Origin of the sequence: Pseudomonas umsongensis (assembly GCF_012647205.1) — a bacterium.
GTDB lineage: Bacteria > Pseudomonadota > Gammaproteobacteria > Pseudomonadales > Pseudomonadaceae > Aquipseudomonas > Aquipseudomonas umsongensis.
Genome location: NZ_CP051487.1, coordinates 1,204,561 through 1,219,992, shown reverse-complemented (window position 1 = coordinate 1,219,992; position 15,432 = coordinate 1,204,561). Strand labels below are relative to the sequence as shown.

Here is a 15,432-nt window from a genome sequence, read left to right as displayed (position 1 = left end):
CAACACTGTGCGCTTGTTTGTGGGAGCGAGCCTGCTCCGGGCGGCGTTCCGACGAAAAACGCCGGAGCACCGCGTTTATTCAGGATGCAAACGTTATCGTTGACGTCCATCGCGAGCAGGCTCGCTCCCACATTCATATCCACAAGTGAAGCAGCCCGGGGGATTAACCCCAAGCATAGTCGTTACTTAATGGTCAGGGCTTCCAGTTTGCCGCTGTTGCCATATACATAAATCGTGTCACCCACCACCAGCGGACGGGCACGCAGGCCGTCGCTGTCGATGCGCTCGCGGCCGACGAATCGACCGTCCACCTGACTCAACAGGTGCAGGTAACCTTCCAGGTCACCGACTGCAACATAACTGGAGAACACTTCTGGAGCCGACAGTTGGCGGCGAGCCAGCGAATCGTTGCTCCACAAGGCTGTGGTGGAACGCTCGTCGACGCCTTCAACGGTGCCCGAGGACAGGCTCACGTAGACGCTGCCGAAACCCTGGGCGACACCGGCATAGCTGGAAGCATCACGCTGCCAGAGTTGCCGACCGCTTTGCAGGTCCAGTGCCGCAACGCGACCCTGGTAGCTGGCGACATAAATCGTCTCACCGGACAACAGCAAGCCGCCATCGATGTCGACAACACGCTCCAGTTCCGAACGACCTTGCGGGATCGCTACACGCTGTTCCCACACCGGCACGCCGTTGGAAATGTCGAGAGCGACCACTTTACCAGTCGAGAAGCCAGCCACCGCGAGGCGGTTGGTCACGATCGGTGCGCTGGTACCGCGCAGGGTCAGTACCGCAGGCGTGCTGTCATACAACCAGCGCTGGTTGCCAGTGGCGGCATCCAGACCGATCAAACGATCGTCCTGGGTCTGGACCACGACCACATCGCCATTGTTGGCCGGCGGTGCGAGGACTTCACTGGACACGCGCGCGCGCCATTTCTCTTCGCCGTTGATGGCGTCCAGGGCAACGATTTCACCCTTGATCGTACCCACCGTCAGCAGACCGTAACCCACGCCAACAGCGCCGGAAACAGGCAGTTCGAGATCTTTCTTCCATTTGACGTCGCCGTTGCTGCGATCCAGCGCCATTACCACACCGGTGACATCGGCGGCATAGATGGTATCGCCATCGATGGCCGGAACCAGCATGTTGTAGGTTTCGCCCTGACCGTCACCGATCGAACGACTCCACTGCTTCTGCAGGACCACTTCTTCCTTGAAGTCGGTCAATTCGGCCGGTGGCAATTCTTTCTTGCTGTTGCTGCTGCAACCCGCGGCCAAAATGGCCAGGGCCAGCAATGCTGCATGCTTCCAACGAATCACGTCACGCATCCCCTTTGGCCAGGTCGTCCAGCTTGATTTGCAGGCCACCGACCGCCGCTTCATCCGACAGTGCCGCCTTGGCTTTTTGATACGCCGCGTGCGCTTCGTCGGTACGACCCAACTGCACCAGCAGGTCGCCCTTGAGTTCTTCGCGAGTGGCCAGGAAGGCCTTGTCGGCATCGCCTTCCAGCAGCTTCAGGGCTTCATCGACCTTGTCCTGCGCGGCCAGTACCTGCGCCAGGCGCTGACGGGCGATTTCGCCCAGTGCCGGGTTGGCCGGCTTGGCGACGATGGCCTTGAGCTCGCTGGCTGCGTCATCGAGCTTGCCACTGTCGACCGCGACTTTCGCCACGAACAGGCTGCCGTATTGCGCATAGGCGCTGCCGCCGAACTCGCTGTTGAGCTTGCCGGCCAGGTCCGAGACACGCGCCGCATCTGGCTTGCCGTCAGGCGTCAGCGTGGTTTCGAGCAATTGCTGATAGAGCATCGAGGCACCTTGCGACTGGTTGCTCTGATACTTCTGGAACGCCTGCCAACCGAACACGATGACCAGCGCCAACAGGCCGCCAGTAACCAGGGGCTTGCCGTTGCGTGACCACCATTCCTTAAAATCCGCCAGCTGTTCGTCTTCGGTACTCGACACCCCAATACTCCTTAATCGCTAATTCGGCTGTTATGACAGCTTCAACCCTGCACGACGCAGGTGGCCAGGTGTGCAGCAAGCGCATCCCAGGCAATGCTTTGTTGTTCGCCCTGGCCACGCAGGGGTTTGAAACCTACCACTTGCTGGGCCATCTCGTCGTCGCCGAGGATCAGTGCGAACAGCGCACCGCTCTTGTCGGCCTTCTTGAACTGGCTCTTGAAGCTGCCAGCGCCGGCATTGACTTGCAGGCGCAGGTTGGGCAACTGGTCGCGCACGCGCTCGGCCAGGGCCAGGCCTGCCAGCTCGGCGGCTTCACCGAAGGCACAGAGGTAGACGTCGACCTGACGGGAGATTTCTTCCGGGATCTGCTCCAGGGTTTCCAGCAGCAATACCAGGCGTTCGATACCCATGGCGAAACCCACGCCGGCAGTAGGCTTGCCGCCCATCTGCTCGACCAGGCCGTCGTAACGACCACCGGCACACACGGTGCCCTGGGCGCCAAGTTTGTCGGTGACCCATTCGAAAACGGTCTTGCTGTAGTAGTCCAGCCCGCGAACCAGCTTCGGGTTGATCACATAGGGGATGCCGGCGGCGTCCAGGCGAGCCTTGAGGCCCTCGAAGTGCACGCGAGATTCTTCGTCGAGGTAGTCGGCCATTTTCGGCGCATCGACCAGAATCGCCTGTGTATCGGCATTCTTGGTGTCCAGGACCCGCAGCGGGTTGGTTTTCAAGCGGCGCTGGCTGTCTTCGTCCAGCTTGTCCAGGTGACCGGACAGGAACTCGACCAGCGCTTCACGATAGCGGCCACGGGACTCGCTGGTGCCCAGGCTGTTGAGTTCGAGCTTGACCGCATCGCGGATGCCCAACTCGCCCCACAGGCGCCAGGTCAGCACGATCAGTTCGGCGTCGATGTCCGGACCGTCGAGGTTGAAAACCTCGACACCGATCTGGTGGAACTGGCGGTAACGGCCTTTCTGCGGACGCTCGTGGCGGAACATCGGACCGATGTACCAGAGCTTCTGCACCTGGCCACCGCCGGTGATGCCGTGCTCGAGCACCGCACGCACGCACGCTGCCGTGCCTTCGGGACGCAGGGTCAGGGAGTCGCCGTTACGGTCGTCGAAGGTGTACATCTCTTTTTCGACGATGTCGGTCACTTCACCGATGGAGCGCTTGAACAGCTCGGTGAACTCGACGATCGGCATGCGGATCTGCTTGTAACCGTAGTTATCCAGCAGGCGCGAAACGGTGCCTTCGAAATGACGCCACAGGGGGGTCTGTTCGGGCAGGATGTCGTTCATGCCACGAATGGCTTGCAGAGACTTGCTCACATTAAATCCTTAAATTCCGTTCGGCTCTTCAGTCGGCTCAGCCGCGCGCGATAACCGCTGCGTCGGCTTCGACCTTTTCGGCCGCTTTCTCGCGGATCAAGCGTTCAAGCTCATCCACCAGATTGTCATTCGTCAGTTTCTGCGACGGCTTGCCGTCGATGTAAATCAGGTTTGGCGTGCCGCCGGTCAAGCCGATATGGGCTTCCTTGGCTTCGCCCGGCCCGTTGACCACGCAACCGATGACCGCGACGTCAAGCGGCACCAGCAGGTCTTCGAGGCGCCCTTCCAGCTCGTTCATGGTCTTGACCACATCGAAGTTCTGCCGCGAGCAACTCGGGCAGGCGATGAAGTTGATGCCACGGGAACGCAGATGCAGGGACTTGAGAATGTCGTAGCCGACTTTCACTTCCTCGACCGGATCAGCCGCCAACGAGATGCGAATGGTATCGCCAATCCCTTCGGCGAGCAGCATACCGAGGCCCACGGCAGATTTCACCGTGCCTGAACGCAAACCACCGGCTTCGGTGATGCCCAGGTGCAGCGGCTGGACGATTTCCTTCGCCAGCAAGCGGTAGGCTTCGACGGCCATGAACACGTCGGAGGCTTTCACGCTGACCTTGAAGTCCTGGAAGTTCAGGCGCTCAAGGTGTTCGACGTGGCGCAGCGCCGATTCAACCAGCGCGGCTGGCGTCGGCTCGCCGTATTTTTTCTGCAGGTCTTTTTCCAGGGAGCCGGCGTTCACCCCGATACGGATCGGAATGCCACGATCGCGGGCGGCATCGACCACCGCGCGCACGCGGTCTTCGCGACCGATGTTGCCCGGGTTGATCCGCAGGCAGTCAACGCCAAGTTCGGCCACGCGCAAGGCGATGCGGTAGTCGAAGTGAATGTCGGCGACCAAGGGCACCTTGACCAGTTGCTTGATCTTGCCGAAGGCCTCGGCGGCGTCCATGTCCGGCACGGACACCCGCACGATATCGACACCCGCGGCTTCCAGGCGATTGATTTGCGCGACGGTCGCAGCGACGTCGTTGGTGTCGCTGTTGGTCATGCTTTGCACAGCGATGGGCGCATCGCCGCCAACAGGTACATTACCGACCCAGATCTTGCGCGATTCGCGACGTTTGATTGGAGATTCGCCGTGCATGACTTATTGACCCAACTTCAGGCGAGCAGTCTCGCCACTGGTGAACGGAGCGACATTGACCGCCTGACCGTTGTAGCTGACCTGCGCGCCGCGGGCATAACCCAGGCGCACGGAAAACGGCGGCTTGCCATTGAGGGAAACGCTTTCGCCTTTACGCTTCAGGCCGCTCAACAGCACCTTGCCGTTGCCGTCGGTGACCTGGGTCCAGCAGTCGGCGCTGTACTGTAGTTGGACCTGGCCCTGGCCTGCCACCGCAGGCGCTGCTGGCGCCGGTGCCGCAGCGGTTGGCGCTGCAACACTTGGAGCAACCGGTGCATTCACCGTCGGCGCTGCAACAGCTGGAGCTGCAGGAACAGCCGGGGCTGGCGTCACAGGCGGGGCGGCGGTCGGTGCGGGGGCGGTCGGTGCAACGGGTGCCGGCGCTGGCGTTTCAGCCGGAGCCGGGGTCGCGGAGTCGGCCTGCGGCAATGCCAGGGCCGTGGTGTTTTGCGCCTCACCCTCGGCCACCGCCTGGTCTTCCGGCTCATCCAGCGGATGAATCTGGGTAGTGCCATCGGCACCTTCGACTTCCACGTGTTCCGGGGTCAGGCTGATCAGGTCCTTGGTGCGCAGCGAGGTCTGGTCCTGCCACCAGACAAAACCACCACCCACCACGGCCACCAGCAACAACAGGCTGACAATGCGCAAGATGGTGTGGGACACGCGAACTGGCTCTTCGATACGGCCCAGGCTGTGAACGCTGCTGCCCTTGGAGTCGGTACCGGTGGATTGGTCGAACTGCTGGACCAGGACGGCCTGGTCCATGCCGAGCAATTTGGCATAAGCACGGATATAGCCGCGGGCGAAGGTATGCCCTGGCAGCTTGTCGAAATCGCCGGCTTCCAGATTGCTCAGGGAATTGACGGTAAGGTTGAGCTTAAGGGCCACTTCGGCCAGCGACCAGCCATTGCTTTCGCGGGCCTGGCGCAAGGTCTCACCGGGGTTAACGCGATTCGCTGCTACAACTTCGGGATGCGCCGCTTTCATCATTGCTCCGACAGGTATTGCTGATATTCCGATGTACCGGGATAAAGTCGTTTTAATTGCAGGCCCGCACTGGCGGCCTTGTCGCGATCATCAAACACTTTTGCCAGGCGAATGCCGAGCAATAGACTACGTGCATTTTGCTCGGCAAGCAGGCTAAAACGGTCGTAAAAGTCACGCGCGGGCACATAATGCCTGTCTTCGTAAGACAACTCAGCCATTTCCAACAATGCCCGAGGCTGTTGTCGATTCAAACGCAGGGCTTTTTCCAGTTGCTGCTGGGCCAACTCGCGCTGGCCGAGCATCGAAGCCGTCATGCCCAGGTTCTCGAACACGCGCGAACGCTCAGGATACAGGGTATCGGCGGCGGCCTGCTCGAAACGCTCGTAGGCTTCCTTGTAACGTTTCTGCTCGTAGAGAAAGCTGCCGTAGTTGTTGAGGATTCGCGCATCGGCGGGACGGGAAGCCAGCGCCTTGCGAAAATGCTGGTCAGCCAGTTCCGGCTCCATTTCGGCCTGGAACACCAACCCCAGCGCGGCATTGGCGTCCGGGTCTGCGGCGTCCAGCTCCAGCGCCTTCTTCAGAGGCACTTTTGCTCGCTCGGTCATGCCTTGTTGCAAATAACCGATGCCCAGTTGCACGTAGGCCTCGAGCGCCTCGCCACGGCCTTTGCTGGTCTTCATCGGGTTGTAGTCGCCCGAAAGCACACAGCCAGCGCACAGGCTGGCCATTAGCAAAAGCAGCGCAAAGCGCAGGGACATGGAGATCCTCTCTTGATTACTTCGCAGCGTTCGACGCCATATCGTTGTCGGCGCTCAGTTCACGCACGGCGATATAACGTTCGCTGCGACGGGTGCGATCCAGCACCTGCCCTACCAATTGACCACAGGCCGCGTCGATGTCTTCACCACGGGTGGTGCGTACAGTGACGTTGAAACCGGCATGATGAAGCTGATCCTGGAACCGACGAATGGCATTGTTGCTAGGCCGCTCGTAACCGGAGTGCGGGAACGGGTTGAACGGGATCAGGTTGATCTTGCACGGGATGTTCTTGAGCAGCTCGATCATTTCAACGGCGTGCTCGACCTTGTCGTTCACGTCCTTGAGCAAGGTGTACTCGATGGTCAGCACGCGCTTTTCGCCCAGGGACGACATGTAGCGCTGGCACGACTCGAGGAGCATCTTAAGCGGATACTTCTTGTTGATCGGCACCAATTGGTTACGCAATGCGTCATTCGGTGCGTGCAGGGACAACGCCAGGGAGACGTCGATGTGCTTGGACAGCTCATCGATCATCGGCACCACGCCGGAGGTCGACAGGGTCACGCGGCGCTTGGAAATGCCGTAGCCCAGGTCGTCCATCATCAGGTGCATGGCCGCGATGACGTTGTCGAAGTTCAGCAGCGGCTCACCCATGCCCATCATCACCACGTTGGTGATGGCACGGTCGACGGTTGCCGGGACGCTGCCAAAGGATTTGTTGGCAATCCACACTTGGCCGATGACTTCGGCGGCGGTGAGGTTGCTATTGAAGCCTTGCTTGCCGGTGGAGCAGAAACTGCAATCCAGGGCACAGCCTGCCTGGGACGAAACGCACAAGGTGCCGCGCTTGCCCTGGGGAATGTACACGGTCTCGACGCAGCTGCCGGACGCCACGCGCACCACCCACTTGCGGGTGCCGTCGCTGGAGATGTCCTCGCTGACCACTTCCGGACCGCGAACTTCAGCAACGGCCTTGAGCTTCTCGCGCAGGGCCTTGCTGACGTTCGTCATGGCGTCGAAATCATCGACGCCAAAGTGGTGAATCCATTTCATTACCTGACCGGCACGGAAACGCTTCTCCCCGATTGAGTCGAAGAATTTTTCCATTTCCTGTTGAGTCAGACCCAGCAGGTTGGTTTTTACAGTCGATGTAGTCATGGATTCACCTTCACTCTTAAGCCAATGCTTAGCGAGTGGTTACTTCAGTAGCTGCGAAGAAGTATGCGATTTCGCGAGCGGCAGCGGCTTCGGAGTCCGAACCGTGTACGGCGTTGGCGTCGATCGATTCAGCGAAGTCAGCACGGATGGTGCCGGCAGCAGCTTCTTTAGGGTTGGTAGCGCCCATCAGCTCACGGTTGCGAGCGATGGCGTTTTCGCCTTCCAGAACCTGGACAACAACCGGACCGGAGGTCATGAACGCTACCAGGTCACCGAAGAAACCGCGCTCGCTGTGCTCAGCGTAGAAGCCTTCGGCTTCGGCTTTGGACAGTTGCTTCATTTTCGAAGCTACAACGCGCAGGCCAGCGTCTTCGAAACGGGAAACGATCTTGCCGATCACGTTTTTAGCAACGGCGTCAGGCTTGATGATGGAGAAAGTACGTTGAACAGCCATGGTGTAACTCCAGAAACGGTAATTTGCGAAAAATTAAACCCGCGAATTATACGCGGGTTCTTGGGTATTGCCTAACCTGCTGCGTGGCTCAGTCGCGTTCTTCGATCCAGTGGGCCTGAATGGCCTCCAGGATCTTTTCGCCACAATGCTCAGGCTTGTCGTCGAATTCGGGCAATTCCATCACCCATTTACGCAGATCGACGAAGTTGACCGACATAGGGTCCACTTCAGGCTTGCTTTCAGCCAGCTGGATCGCGATTTCCAGCACATCAGTCCACTTGAGACTCATGACAGTTCCTTGAATCAGTGCGGCGCTTCGGCTGCGTGGTTGAGCGAGTACTTCGGAATTTCAACGGTCAGGTCTTCGGTGCCGACCTTGGCCTGACAGCCCAGGCGCGACTCACGCTCCAACCCCCAGGCCTTGTCGAGGTAGTCCTCCTCCAGCTCGTCAGCCTCTTCCAGCGAATCGAAACCTTCGCGGATGATGCAGTGGCAGGTGGTGCAGGCGCAGACGCCGCCACAGGCACTTTCCATCTCGATATGGTGTTCGTGAGCCAGCTCGAGGATGGAAATACCCGGCTCAGCCTCGACGACCATGCCTTCAGGGCAAAACTTCTCGTGTGGCAGAAAAATGACCTGCGGCATCGTTATTCCTCAATCTCATTCAGGTTGCGCCCCGCCAGCGCGGCTTTCACCGTCGAGTCCAGGCGGCGGGCAGCAAAGGCGTCGGTCACTTGCGACAGACGCTTGGTCTGCTGCTCGATGGCGTAGCCATCGGTACCTTTCATCAGTTCGGTCAGTTCCTGCACTTGCAGTTCGATGACCATGCGCTCGTCGGCGTCCAGCAAGCGCTCGCCGTCAGCTTCCAGGGCGGCCTGTACCGCCTCGATCAGGCGCTGGGCATCGACCTGCTGCTCACGCAGAACGCGGGCAACCTTGTCGTCGTTGGCGTGCTGGAACGAATCCTTGAGCATCTTGGCGATTTCGCCGTCGGTCAGGCCGTAGGACGGCTTGACCTGGATACTGGCCTCGACGCCCGAACCCAGTTCGCGAGCGGAAACACTGAGCAAGCCATCGGCATCGACCTGGAAGGTCACGCGAATCTTCGCCGCGCCGGCCACCATCGCCGGAATACCGCGCAATTCGAAGCGCGCCAGGGAGCGGCAGTCGCTGATCAGCTCGCGCTCGCCCTGCAACACGTGGATCGCCATGGCCGACTGGCCATCTTTGTAAGTCGTGAAGTCCTGCGCCCGAGCGACGGGGATGGTGGTGTTGCGTGGAATCACCTTCTCCATCAGGCCGCCCATGGTTTCCAGGCCCAGGGACAACGGAATCACGTCCAGCAGCAGCAATTCATCGCCATCGCGCTTGTTGCCGGCCAGGGTATCGGCCTGGATCGCGGCACCGATGGCCACCACTTGATCCGGGTCGATTTCAGTCAGAGGCTGGCGCCCAAAAGCTTCGGCGACAGCTTCGCGAACACGAGGCACGCGAGTCGAGCCGCCAACCATGACCACCGCATGCACGTCTTCCAGCTCTACACCGGAATCACGCACCGCGCGGCGACAGGCTTTCAGGCTGCGCGCGATCATCGGCTTGATCAAGGCATCGAAGGCTTCGCGGGTCAGCTCGGCTTTCCAGTCGCCATGAGTCACTTCGACCGACGAGGCGTTGGTCAGTGCTTCCTTGGCGGCGCAAGCCGTTTGCAGCAGCTGACGCTGCGCACCCGGATCGAGGTTGGCGGACAGACCAGCGCTCTCAATGATCCAGCCAGCAATTGCGTGGTCGAAGTCATCACCGCCCAGGGCGCTGTCGCCGCCGGTAGCCAGGACTTCGAACACACCGCCGGTCAGGCGCAGAATCGAAATATCGAAGGTGCCGCCGCCCAGGTCATAGATGGCAACCAGGCCTTCGGCGTGCTGGTCCAGACCGTAAGCCACCGCCGCGGCGGTCGGCTCGTTGAGCAAACGCAGCACATTCAGGCCGGCCAGTTTGGCCGCATCCTTGGTGGCTTGACGCTGGGCATCATCGAAATAGGCCGGAACAGTGATGACCGCACCTACCAGCTCGCCGCCCAAAGTGGCTTCGGCACGCTGGCGCAAGACCTTGAGGATGTCCGCCGAGACTTCGACCGGGCTTTTCGGCCCCTGGATCGTCTCGATGAACGGCATGTGCGACTCGCCGCCGACAAAGCGGTACGGCAACTGATCACCCAATTGCTTGACGTCGGACAGACCACGACCCATCAAGCGCTTGACCGACAGCACGGTGTTCAAGGGATCGGTGGCGGCAGCCAGCTTGGCGGATTCGCCAACCTCGACGCGATCGGCGTGATAGCGCACGGCAGACGGCAGGATGACCTGCCCTTGCGCGTCAGCCAGAGGCTCGGAAAGACCACTGCGCAACGCAGCGACCAGCGAATTGGTAGTGCCCAAGTCGATCCCCACAGCCAGGCGACGCTGGTGCGGTTGAGGACTTTGGCCGGGTTCGGCGATCTGCAGTAGGGCCATCGTTATCAGGACTTATCTGTATATCAGGCGTGCGACCGGAGCGGCACTGGGTTAATCGTCGAGGCGCTCTTCCAGCTGGCGCACTTCGTAGGTCAGCTTGTCGAGAAACTGCATGCGCCGCATCAGGCGTTCGGCCTGTTCACGTTGCGCTGCATCATTCCAGCAAGCTGCGAAACTGTCGTTCAGTTTTTCCTGAGCCACTTTCAGGCGGCGCTTGAAGACGGCAACGCCATTGAGGTCGGCGCTGTCCTGCAGGTCTTCGAGCTCTTCGCGCAACTCCATCTGTTGCAGAAGAAACTCCGGATCATGCACCGTGACCTCCAGCGGCAACTCACCACCATTCAAGGCGAGCAGGTAACGCGCGCGCTTGGGTGGACTCTTGAGCGTCTGGTAGGCCTCGTTGAGGCTCGCGGATTGCTCTAGCGCCAGCCGCTGCTCCCGCTCGGAAGCGTCGGCAAAGCGGTCTGGATGAACACTGCGCGCCAACTCACGGTAACGCGTAGCCAGCTGATCGAGATCCAGGTTGAAGCTCGGTTGCAGCTCGAATAAAGCGAAATGACAAGGAGTACCCACGACAAGCCTCAGATGTTGAAGCTTTCGCCGCAGCCACATTCACCGCGCACGTTGGGGTTGTTGAACTTGAAGCCTTCGTTCAACCCTTCCTTGACGAAATCGAGCTCGGTGCCGTCCAGGTAGGCCAGGCTTTTCGGGTCGATGATCACTTTCTCGCCGTGACTCTCGAACACCTGGTCCTCTGCAACCACCTCGTCGACAAACTCCAGCACGTAGGCAAGGCCGGAGCAGCCCGTGGTGCGAACACCCAGGCGAATCCCCTCACCTTTGCCGCGCCCGTCAAGGGAGCGTCGCACGTGTCGAGCAGCCGCTTCTGTCATGCTGATAGCCATCGGTGACTCCTTACTCGTCGCCAAAAACTGAAAGTCAGATCAAGCCTTTCTTCTGCTTGTAGTCGCGAACAGCCGCCTTGATGGCGTCTTCGGCGAGTACCGAGCAGTGAATTTTGACTGGCGGCAGGGCCAGCTCTTCAGCCAGCTGGGTGTTCTTGATGGTTTCCGCTTCGTCCAGGGTCTTGCCCTTCATCCACTCGGTGGCGAGGGAGCTGGAAGCGATAGCCGAACCGCAGCCGTAGGTCTTGAACTTGGCATCTTCGATGATGCCGGCGTCGTTGACCTTGATCTGCAGGCGCATCACGTCGCCGCACGCCGGAGCGCCGACCATGCCGGTGCCGACATCAGGATCTTCCGCGTCCATCTTGCCGACGTTGCGCGGGTTTTCGTAGTGGTCGATGACCTTTTCGCTGTAAGCCATGATTCTCAATCCTCACTCATCAGGGCCGCTCTTGAGACCCTGTAGCTGCGCTTGCGTCAGTCGCCGCGTCGCTACAGGAGCTGTATCTGGCGGCTTCTTTATTTAGTGTGCCGCCCACTCGATCTTCGAGATATCGACGCCGTCTTTGTACATGTCCCACAGCGGCGACAAAGCGCGCAGCTTGGTAACGGCCTCGCAAACTTTCTGCGCGGCATAATCGATTTCTTCTTCGGTGGTGAAACGGCCGAAGGTGAAGCGGATCGAGCTGTGTGCCAGTTCGTCGTTGCGGCCCAGGGCGCGCAGTACGTACGAAGGCTCAAGGGACGCCGAGGTGCAGGCCGAACCGGACGAAACCGCCAGGTCCTTGAGCGCCATGATCAGCGACTCGCCTTCAACGTAGTTGAAGCTCAGGTTCAGGTTGTGCGGGACGCGGGCGGTCATGCTGCCGTTGACGTACAGCTCTTCCAGGTGCTCGACCTGCTTGTAGAAACGGTCGCTCAAGGCCTTGATGCGCACGTTCTCGGCAGCCATGTCTTCTTTGGCTACGCGGAAAGCTTCGCCCATGCCGACGATCTGGTGGGTCGCCAGGGTGCCCGAACGCATGCCGCGCTCGTGACCGCCGCCGTGCATGGTCGCTTCGATGCGAACACGTGGCTTGCGGCTGACGTACAGGGCGCCGATGCCTTTAGGACCGTAGGTCTTGTGTGCGGAGAACGACATCATGTCGACTTTCAGCTTCTGCAGGTCGATCTCGACCTTGCCAGTGGACTGGGCGGCGTCGACGTGGAACAGGATGCCCTTGGAACGGGTCAGTTCGCCGATGGCCGCGATGTCGTTGATGGTGCCGATTTCGTTGTTCACGTGCATGACCGAAACCAGGATGGTGTCGTCGCGCAGTTCGGCTTCGATCATCTCAGGCGTGACCAGGCCGTCGGTGCGAGGCTCGATGTAGGTCACTTCGAAACCTTCACGCTCCAGTTGGCGCATGGTGTCCAGGACAGCCTTGTGCTCGATCTTGGTGGTGATCAGGTGCTTGCCTTTGGTGGCATAGAAATGTGCCGCACCCTTGATTGCCAGGTTGTCGGATTCGGTGGCACCGGAGGTCCAGACGATTTCGCGCGGGTCGGCGTTGACCAGGTCGGCCACCTGACGACGGGCATTTTCGACGGACTCTTCGGCTTTCCAGCCAAACACGTGGGAACGGGACGCCGGGTTACCGAAGTTTCCGTCGACCAGCAGGCATTCACTCATCTTTTGCGCGACACGCGGATCAACCGGGGTAGTCGCAGAGTAATCAAGGTAAATCGGCAATTTCATGGACTATCTCCTAAATCAGGCTGGCTGGCGTGCCGCTAGCTCTCTGGCTGTCATTCGACGGCGGACGCTTCAATCTTGTCCAGGCGTGGCGCCTTGCTGTTGCAACGGCGTTGATCCTGACGCTGGGCTACTTCTTGCACCTCACGGCGAGTCACAAGGTCAGCCAAGCTGATACCGCTCAGAAATTCGTGAATCTGCAGGCTCAGATCGCACCACAAGTGGTGGGTCAGGCAGGTGTCGCCTTGATGGCAATCACCCTGGCCCTGGCATTTGGTTGCATCGACCGATTCGTTCACCGCATCGATCACCTGGGCGACCTGGATACCTTGCATGTCGCGTGACAGCTGGTAACCGCCGCCTGGACCGCGAACGCTGGACACCAGATTGCTACGGCGCAATTTGGCAAACAGCTGCTCGAGGTAGGACAGGGAGATGCCTTGGCGCTCGGAGATATCGGCCAGGGACACGGGCCCGTGCTGCGCGTGCAACGCCAGGTCGAGCATGGCGGTCACGGCGTATCGGCCTTTTGTAGTCAGTCGCATGGACAATTACCACGGAGTTCGGAATGAGGCGAGTATGCAATTCCCGAGTATTTAAGTCAACTATAAGACCTAGTACTTTAGTCAGGTTTACCCGCAAAAGAGCGGCCGCATCATATCAGGATCTGCGACTTAATGGCACACCGCTTAGCGCGGTGCCATTGTCTAAATGCGACCTGTAGGAGCTGCCGCAGGCTGCGATCTTTTGATTTTGCTTATATAAGACAAGATCAAAAGATCGCAGCCTGCGGCAGCTCCTACAGGGGGGGGGGGATTCAGCCGGCCTGGCTTTGGTCCTTGTCCTTCACACAGGCGAAGTCTTCTTCGCGCAGCGAAGGCAGGTCCTTGGCACAGTAATTACTGCCCAGGTCCTTCAACGCCCCGCACATCCCCTCCAGACGCCCATCGACCGCCTGCAGGTGGTCGAGCAACTGGTTGATGGCGCGTGCCACCGGGTCCGGCATGTCTTCAGTCACGCCATAGGCATCGAAGCCAATCTTCTCGGCCATGGCCTTGCGCTTGGCATCCAGCTCCTGGTCCGGCTTGACGATGATCCGCCCCGGAATGCCCACCACCGTGGCGCCCGGCGGCACTTCCTTGGTGACCACGGCGTTGGAGCCGACTTTGGCACCCGCCCCCACAGTGAACGGGCCAAGCACCTTGGCACCGGCGCCGACCACCACACCATCACCCAGGGTCGGGTGGCGCTTGCCCTTGTTCCAACTAGTGCCGCCCAGGGTCACGCCCTGGTAAATGGTCACGTCATCGCCGATTTCGGCGGTTTCACCAATGACGATGCCCATGCCATGGTCAATGAAGAATCGCCGGCCGACCTTGGCCCCCGGGTGGATCTCGATCCCGGTCAGCCAGCGGCCGAAGTTCGACACCAGCCGCGCCAGCCATTTAAGGTCGGCGCGCCACAGCATCGCCGACAAACGGTGGATCCAGATGGCATGCATGCCGGGGTAGCAGGTCAGGACTTCAAAAGCGTTACGCGCTGCCGGGTCTCGATGGAAAACACTCTGGATATCTTCACGCAAACGCTCAAACATCATTAATCCTTCCGCTTAAGAAGCTCACCACGGGCCGCTTTCTGGGTTTCCGTGAGGATGCCACGCAAAATGTTCATTTCCGCTCGGCTGACCGAGCTGCGTCCGTACAACCGGCGCAGGCGCGCCATCAAGTGCCGTGGTTTTTCCGGGTCGAGGAATTCGATGGCCACCAGGGTTTGTTCCAGGTGCTCATAGAACCGCTCCAGCTCATCCATGGTCGCCAGCTCAGCGCTTTTGACCGATGCCACTTCTTCCTTCTCGACCTTGGTTGGCTGACCTTGGGCGGCCAGCCAGGCCATGCGCACTTCATAACTCAACACCTGCACCGCCGCCCCAAGGTTCAGAGAACTGAACTCAGGGTCTGATGGGATGTGCACGTGATAGTGACATCGCTGCAGCTCTTCGTTGGTCAGGCCGGAATCTTCCCGACCGAACACCAGGGCGATCTCGGCCCCCTGCCCGGCTTCCTCGACCACTTTGGTCCCGCATTCGCGCGGGTCCAGCAGCGGCCAGGGAATGCGCCGGTCGCGAGCACTGGTGCCCAGCACCAGATTGCAGCCGACCAAGGCATCTTCCAAGGTGGCGACGACTTGCGCCTTTTCAAGGATGTCACCGGCACCGGAAGCACGGGCATCGGCCTCGTGGTGCGGGAACAGGCGTGGTTCGACCAGCACCAGGCGCGACAGCCCCATGTTTTTCATGGCGCGCGCGGTCCCGCCGATATTGCCCGGATGGCTGGTATTGACCAGGACGACACGAATGTTTTGCAGCAAGGGAGGCGCTCTCGAACACATTATCGGGAGCAGAATCTTACAGCGCCCACTACCGTTAAGCCATGAAAGCGA

The 15,432-nt window shown here is 60.1% G+C and carries 18 protein-coding genes; all 18 read right to left on the bottom strand.

Annotation, left to right across the window (positions count from 1 at the left end):
• Positions 1-182 precede the first annotated feature (182 nt).
• A complete protein-coding gene (gene bamB, locus HGP31_RS05395) occupies positions 183-1,334 on the bottom strand; it encodes an outer membrane protein assembly factor BamB (protein WP_020795610.1) in 1,152 nt (383 codons plus the stop codon).
• The gene (locus HGP31_RS05390; RefSeq protein ID WP_020795609.1) at positions 1,327-1,968 is read right to left on the bottom strand and encodes a tetratricopeptide repeat protein; all 642 of its coding nucleotides are present in this window, start codon (positions 1,966-1,968) and stop codon (positions 1,327-1,329) included. Before HGP31_RS05390 ends, bamB begins: the two co-directional genes overlap by 8 nt.
• A gap of 41 nt (positions 1,969-2,009) precedes the next feature.
• Positions 2,010-3,299 (bottom strand): histidine--tRNA ligase, encoded by a 1,290-nt coding sequence (gene hisS, locus HGP31_RS05385; protein ID WP_020795608.1) that lies wholly within the window; start codon positions 3,297-3,299, stop codon positions 2,010-2,012.
• A 37-nt stretch (positions 3,300-3,336) separates the two neighbouring features.
• Positions 3,337-4,446: a flavodoxin-dependent (E)-4-hydroxy-3-methylbut-2-enyl-diphosphate synthase gene (gene ispG / locus HGP31_RS05380; RefSeq protein ID WP_020795607.1), complete on the bottom strand. Its 1,110-nt coding sequence runs from the start codon at positions 4,444-4,446 to the stop codon at positions 3,337-3,339.
• Positions 4,447-4,449: 3 nt separating this feature from the next.
• Positions 4,450-5,472 (bottom strand): RodZ domain-containing protein, encoded by a 1,023-nt coding sequence (locus tag HGP31_RS05375; RefSeq protein ID WP_168757287.1) that lies wholly within the window; start codon positions 5,470-5,472, stop codon positions 4,450-4,452.
• The gene (gene pilW / locus HGP31_RS05370; protein WP_033043496.1) at positions 5,472-6,230 is read right to left on the bottom strand and encodes a type IV pilus biogenesis/stability protein PilW; all 759 of its coding nucleotides are present in this window, start codon (positions 6,228-6,230) and stop codon (positions 5,472-5,474) included. The genes HGP31_RS05375 and pilW overlap by 1 nt, the downstream gene beginning before the upstream one ends.
• A 16-nt stretch (positions 6,231-6,246) precedes the next feature.
• A complete protein-coding gene (gene rlmN / locus HGP31_RS05365) occupies positions 6,247-7,389 on the bottom strand; it encodes a dual-specificity RNA methyltransferase RlmN (protein ID WP_020795604.1) in 1,143 nt (380 codons plus the stop codon).
• A 28-nt stretch (positions 7,390-7,417) separates the two neighbouring features.
• A complete protein-coding gene (gene ndk / locus HGP31_RS05360) occupies positions 7,418-7,843 on the bottom strand; it encodes a nucleoside-diphosphate kinase (RefSeq protein WP_020795603.1) in 426 nt (141 codons plus the stop codon).
• Between the two features lie 88 nt (positions 7,844-7,931).
• Positions 7,932-8,132: a Fe-S cluster assembly protein IscX gene (iscX, locus tag HGP31_RS05355; protein ID WP_168757286.1), complete on the bottom strand. Its 201-nt coding sequence runs from the start codon at positions 8,130-8,132 to the stop codon at positions 7,932-7,934.
• Between the two features lie 14 nt (positions 8,133-8,146).
• Complete coding sequence (gene fdx, locus HGP31_RS05350; protein WP_020795601.1) at positions 8,147-8,488, bottom strand: ISC system 2Fe-2S type ferredoxin; 342 nt, start codon at positions 8,486-8,488, stop codon at positions 8,147-8,149.
• Between the two features lie 2 nt (positions 8,489-8,490).
• On the bottom strand, positions 8,491-10,353 hold the full coding sequence (hscA, locus tag HGP31_RS05345; protein ID WP_168757285.1) for a Fe-S protein assembly chaperone HscA: 1,863 nt from the start codon (positions 10,351-10,353) through the stop codon (positions 8,491-8,493).
• 51 nt (positions 10,354-10,404) lie between these two features.
• A complete protein-coding gene (gene hscB, locus HGP31_RS05340; RefSeq protein WP_008025499.1) occupies positions 10,405-10,926 on the bottom strand; it encodes a co-chaperone HscB in 522 nt (173 codons plus the stop codon).
• Between the two features lie 8 nt (positions 10,927-10,934).
• Positions 10,935-11,258 (bottom strand): iron-sulfur cluster assembly protein IscA, encoded by a 324-nt coding sequence (iscA, locus tag HGP31_RS05335; protein ID WP_003227904.1) that lies wholly within the window; start codon positions 11,256-11,258, stop codon positions 10,935-10,937.
• A gap of 34 nt (positions 11,259-11,292) precedes the next feature.
• Positions 11,293-11,679 (bottom strand): Fe-S cluster assembly scaffold IscU, encoded by a 387-nt coding sequence (iscU, locus tag HGP31_RS05330; RefSeq protein ID WP_007974006.1) that lies wholly within the window; start codon positions 11,677-11,679, stop codon positions 11,293-11,295.
• 102 nt (positions 11,680-11,781) lie between these two features.
• The gene (locus HGP31_RS05325) at positions 11,782-12,996 is read right to left on the bottom strand and encodes an IscS subfamily cysteine desulfurase (protein ID WP_020795599.1); all 1,215 of its coding nucleotides are present in this window, start codon (positions 12,994-12,996) and stop codon (positions 11,782-11,784) included.
• A gap of 50 nt (positions 12,997-13,046) precedes the next feature.
• Positions 13,047-13,538 carry a Fe-S cluster assembly transcriptional regulator IscR gene (gene iscR / locus HGP31_RS05320; protein WP_007903581.1) on the bottom strand — a complete coding sequence of 164 codons (492 nt, stop codon included), beginning with the start codon at positions 13,536-13,538 and terminating at the stop codon, positions 13,047-13,049.
• Positions 13,539-13,810: 272 nt separating this feature from the next.
• On the bottom strand, positions 13,811-14,587 hold the full coding sequence (cysE, locus tag HGP31_RS05315; RefSeq protein ID WP_020795597.1) for a serine O-acetyltransferase: 777 nt from the start codon (positions 14,585-14,587) through the stop codon (positions 13,811-13,813).
• A 2-nt stretch (positions 14,588-14,589) separates the two neighbouring features.
• Positions 14,590-15,360: a tRNA (cytosine(32)/uridine(32)-2'-O)-methyltransferase TrmJ gene (gene trmJ / locus HGP31_RS05310; RefSeq protein WP_033042604.1), complete on the bottom strand. Its 771-nt coding sequence runs from the start codon at positions 15,358-15,360 to the stop codon at positions 14,590-14,592.
• Positions 15,361-15,432 lie beyond the last annotated feature (72 nt).

Excerpts from the sequence above, each read along its gene's own strand:
- bamB (WP_020795610.1), bottom strand. The coding sequence starts at position 1,334 with ATGCGTGACGTGATTCGTTGGAAGCATGCAGCATTGCTGGCCCTGGCC.
- ispG (WP_020795607.1), bottom strand. The coding sequence starts at position 4,446 with ATGCACGGCGAATCTCCAATCAAACGTCGCGAATCGCGCAAGATCTGG.
- HGP31_RS05375 (WP_168757287.1), bottom strand. The coding sequence starts at position 5,472 with ATGAAAGCGGCGCATCCCGAAGTTGTAGCAGCGAATCGCGTTAACCCC.
- pilW (WP_033043496.1), bottom strand. The coding sequence starts at position 6,230 with ATGTCCCTGCGCTTTGCGCTGCTTTTGCTAATGGCCAGCCTGTGCGCT.
- rlmN (WP_020795604.1), bottom strand. The coding sequence starts at position 7,389 with ATGACTACATCGACTGTAAAAACCAACCTGCTGGGTCTGACTCAACAG.
- ndk (WP_020795603.1), bottom strand. The coding sequence starts at position 7,843 with ATGGCTGTTCAACGTACTTTCTCCATCATCAAGCCTGACGCCGTTGCT.
- iscX (WP_168757286.1), bottom strand. The coding sequence starts at position 8,132 with ATGAGTCTCAAGTGGACTGATGTGCTGGAAATCGCGATCCAGCTGGCT.
- fdx (WP_020795601.1), bottom strand. The coding sequence starts at position 8,488 with ATGCCGCAGGTCATTTTTCTGCCACACGAGAAGTTTTGCCCTGAAGGC.
- hscA (WP_168757285.1), bottom strand. The coding sequence starts at position 10,353 with ATGGCCCTACTGCAGATCGCCGAACCCGGCCAAAGTCCTCAACCGCAC.
- iscA (WP_003227904.1), bottom strand. The coding sequence starts at position 11,258 with ATGGCTATCAGCATGACAGAAGCGGCTGCTCGACACGTGCGACGCTCC.
- iscU (WP_007974006.1), bottom strand. The coding sequence starts at position 11,679 with ATGGCTTACAGCGAAAAGGTCATCGACCACTACGAAAACCCGCGCAAC.
- HGP31_RS05325 (WP_020795599.1), bottom strand. The coding sequence starts at position 12,996 with ATGAAATTGCCGATTTACCTTGATTACTCTGCGACTACCCCGGTTGAT.
- iscR (WP_007903581.1), bottom strand. The coding sequence starts at position 13,538 with ATGCGACTGACTACAAAAGGCCGATACGCCGTGACCGCCATGCTCGAC.
- cysE (WP_020795597.1), bottom strand. The coding sequence starts at position 14,587 with ATGTTTGAGCGTTTGCGTGAAGATATCCAGAGTGTTTTCCATCGAGAC.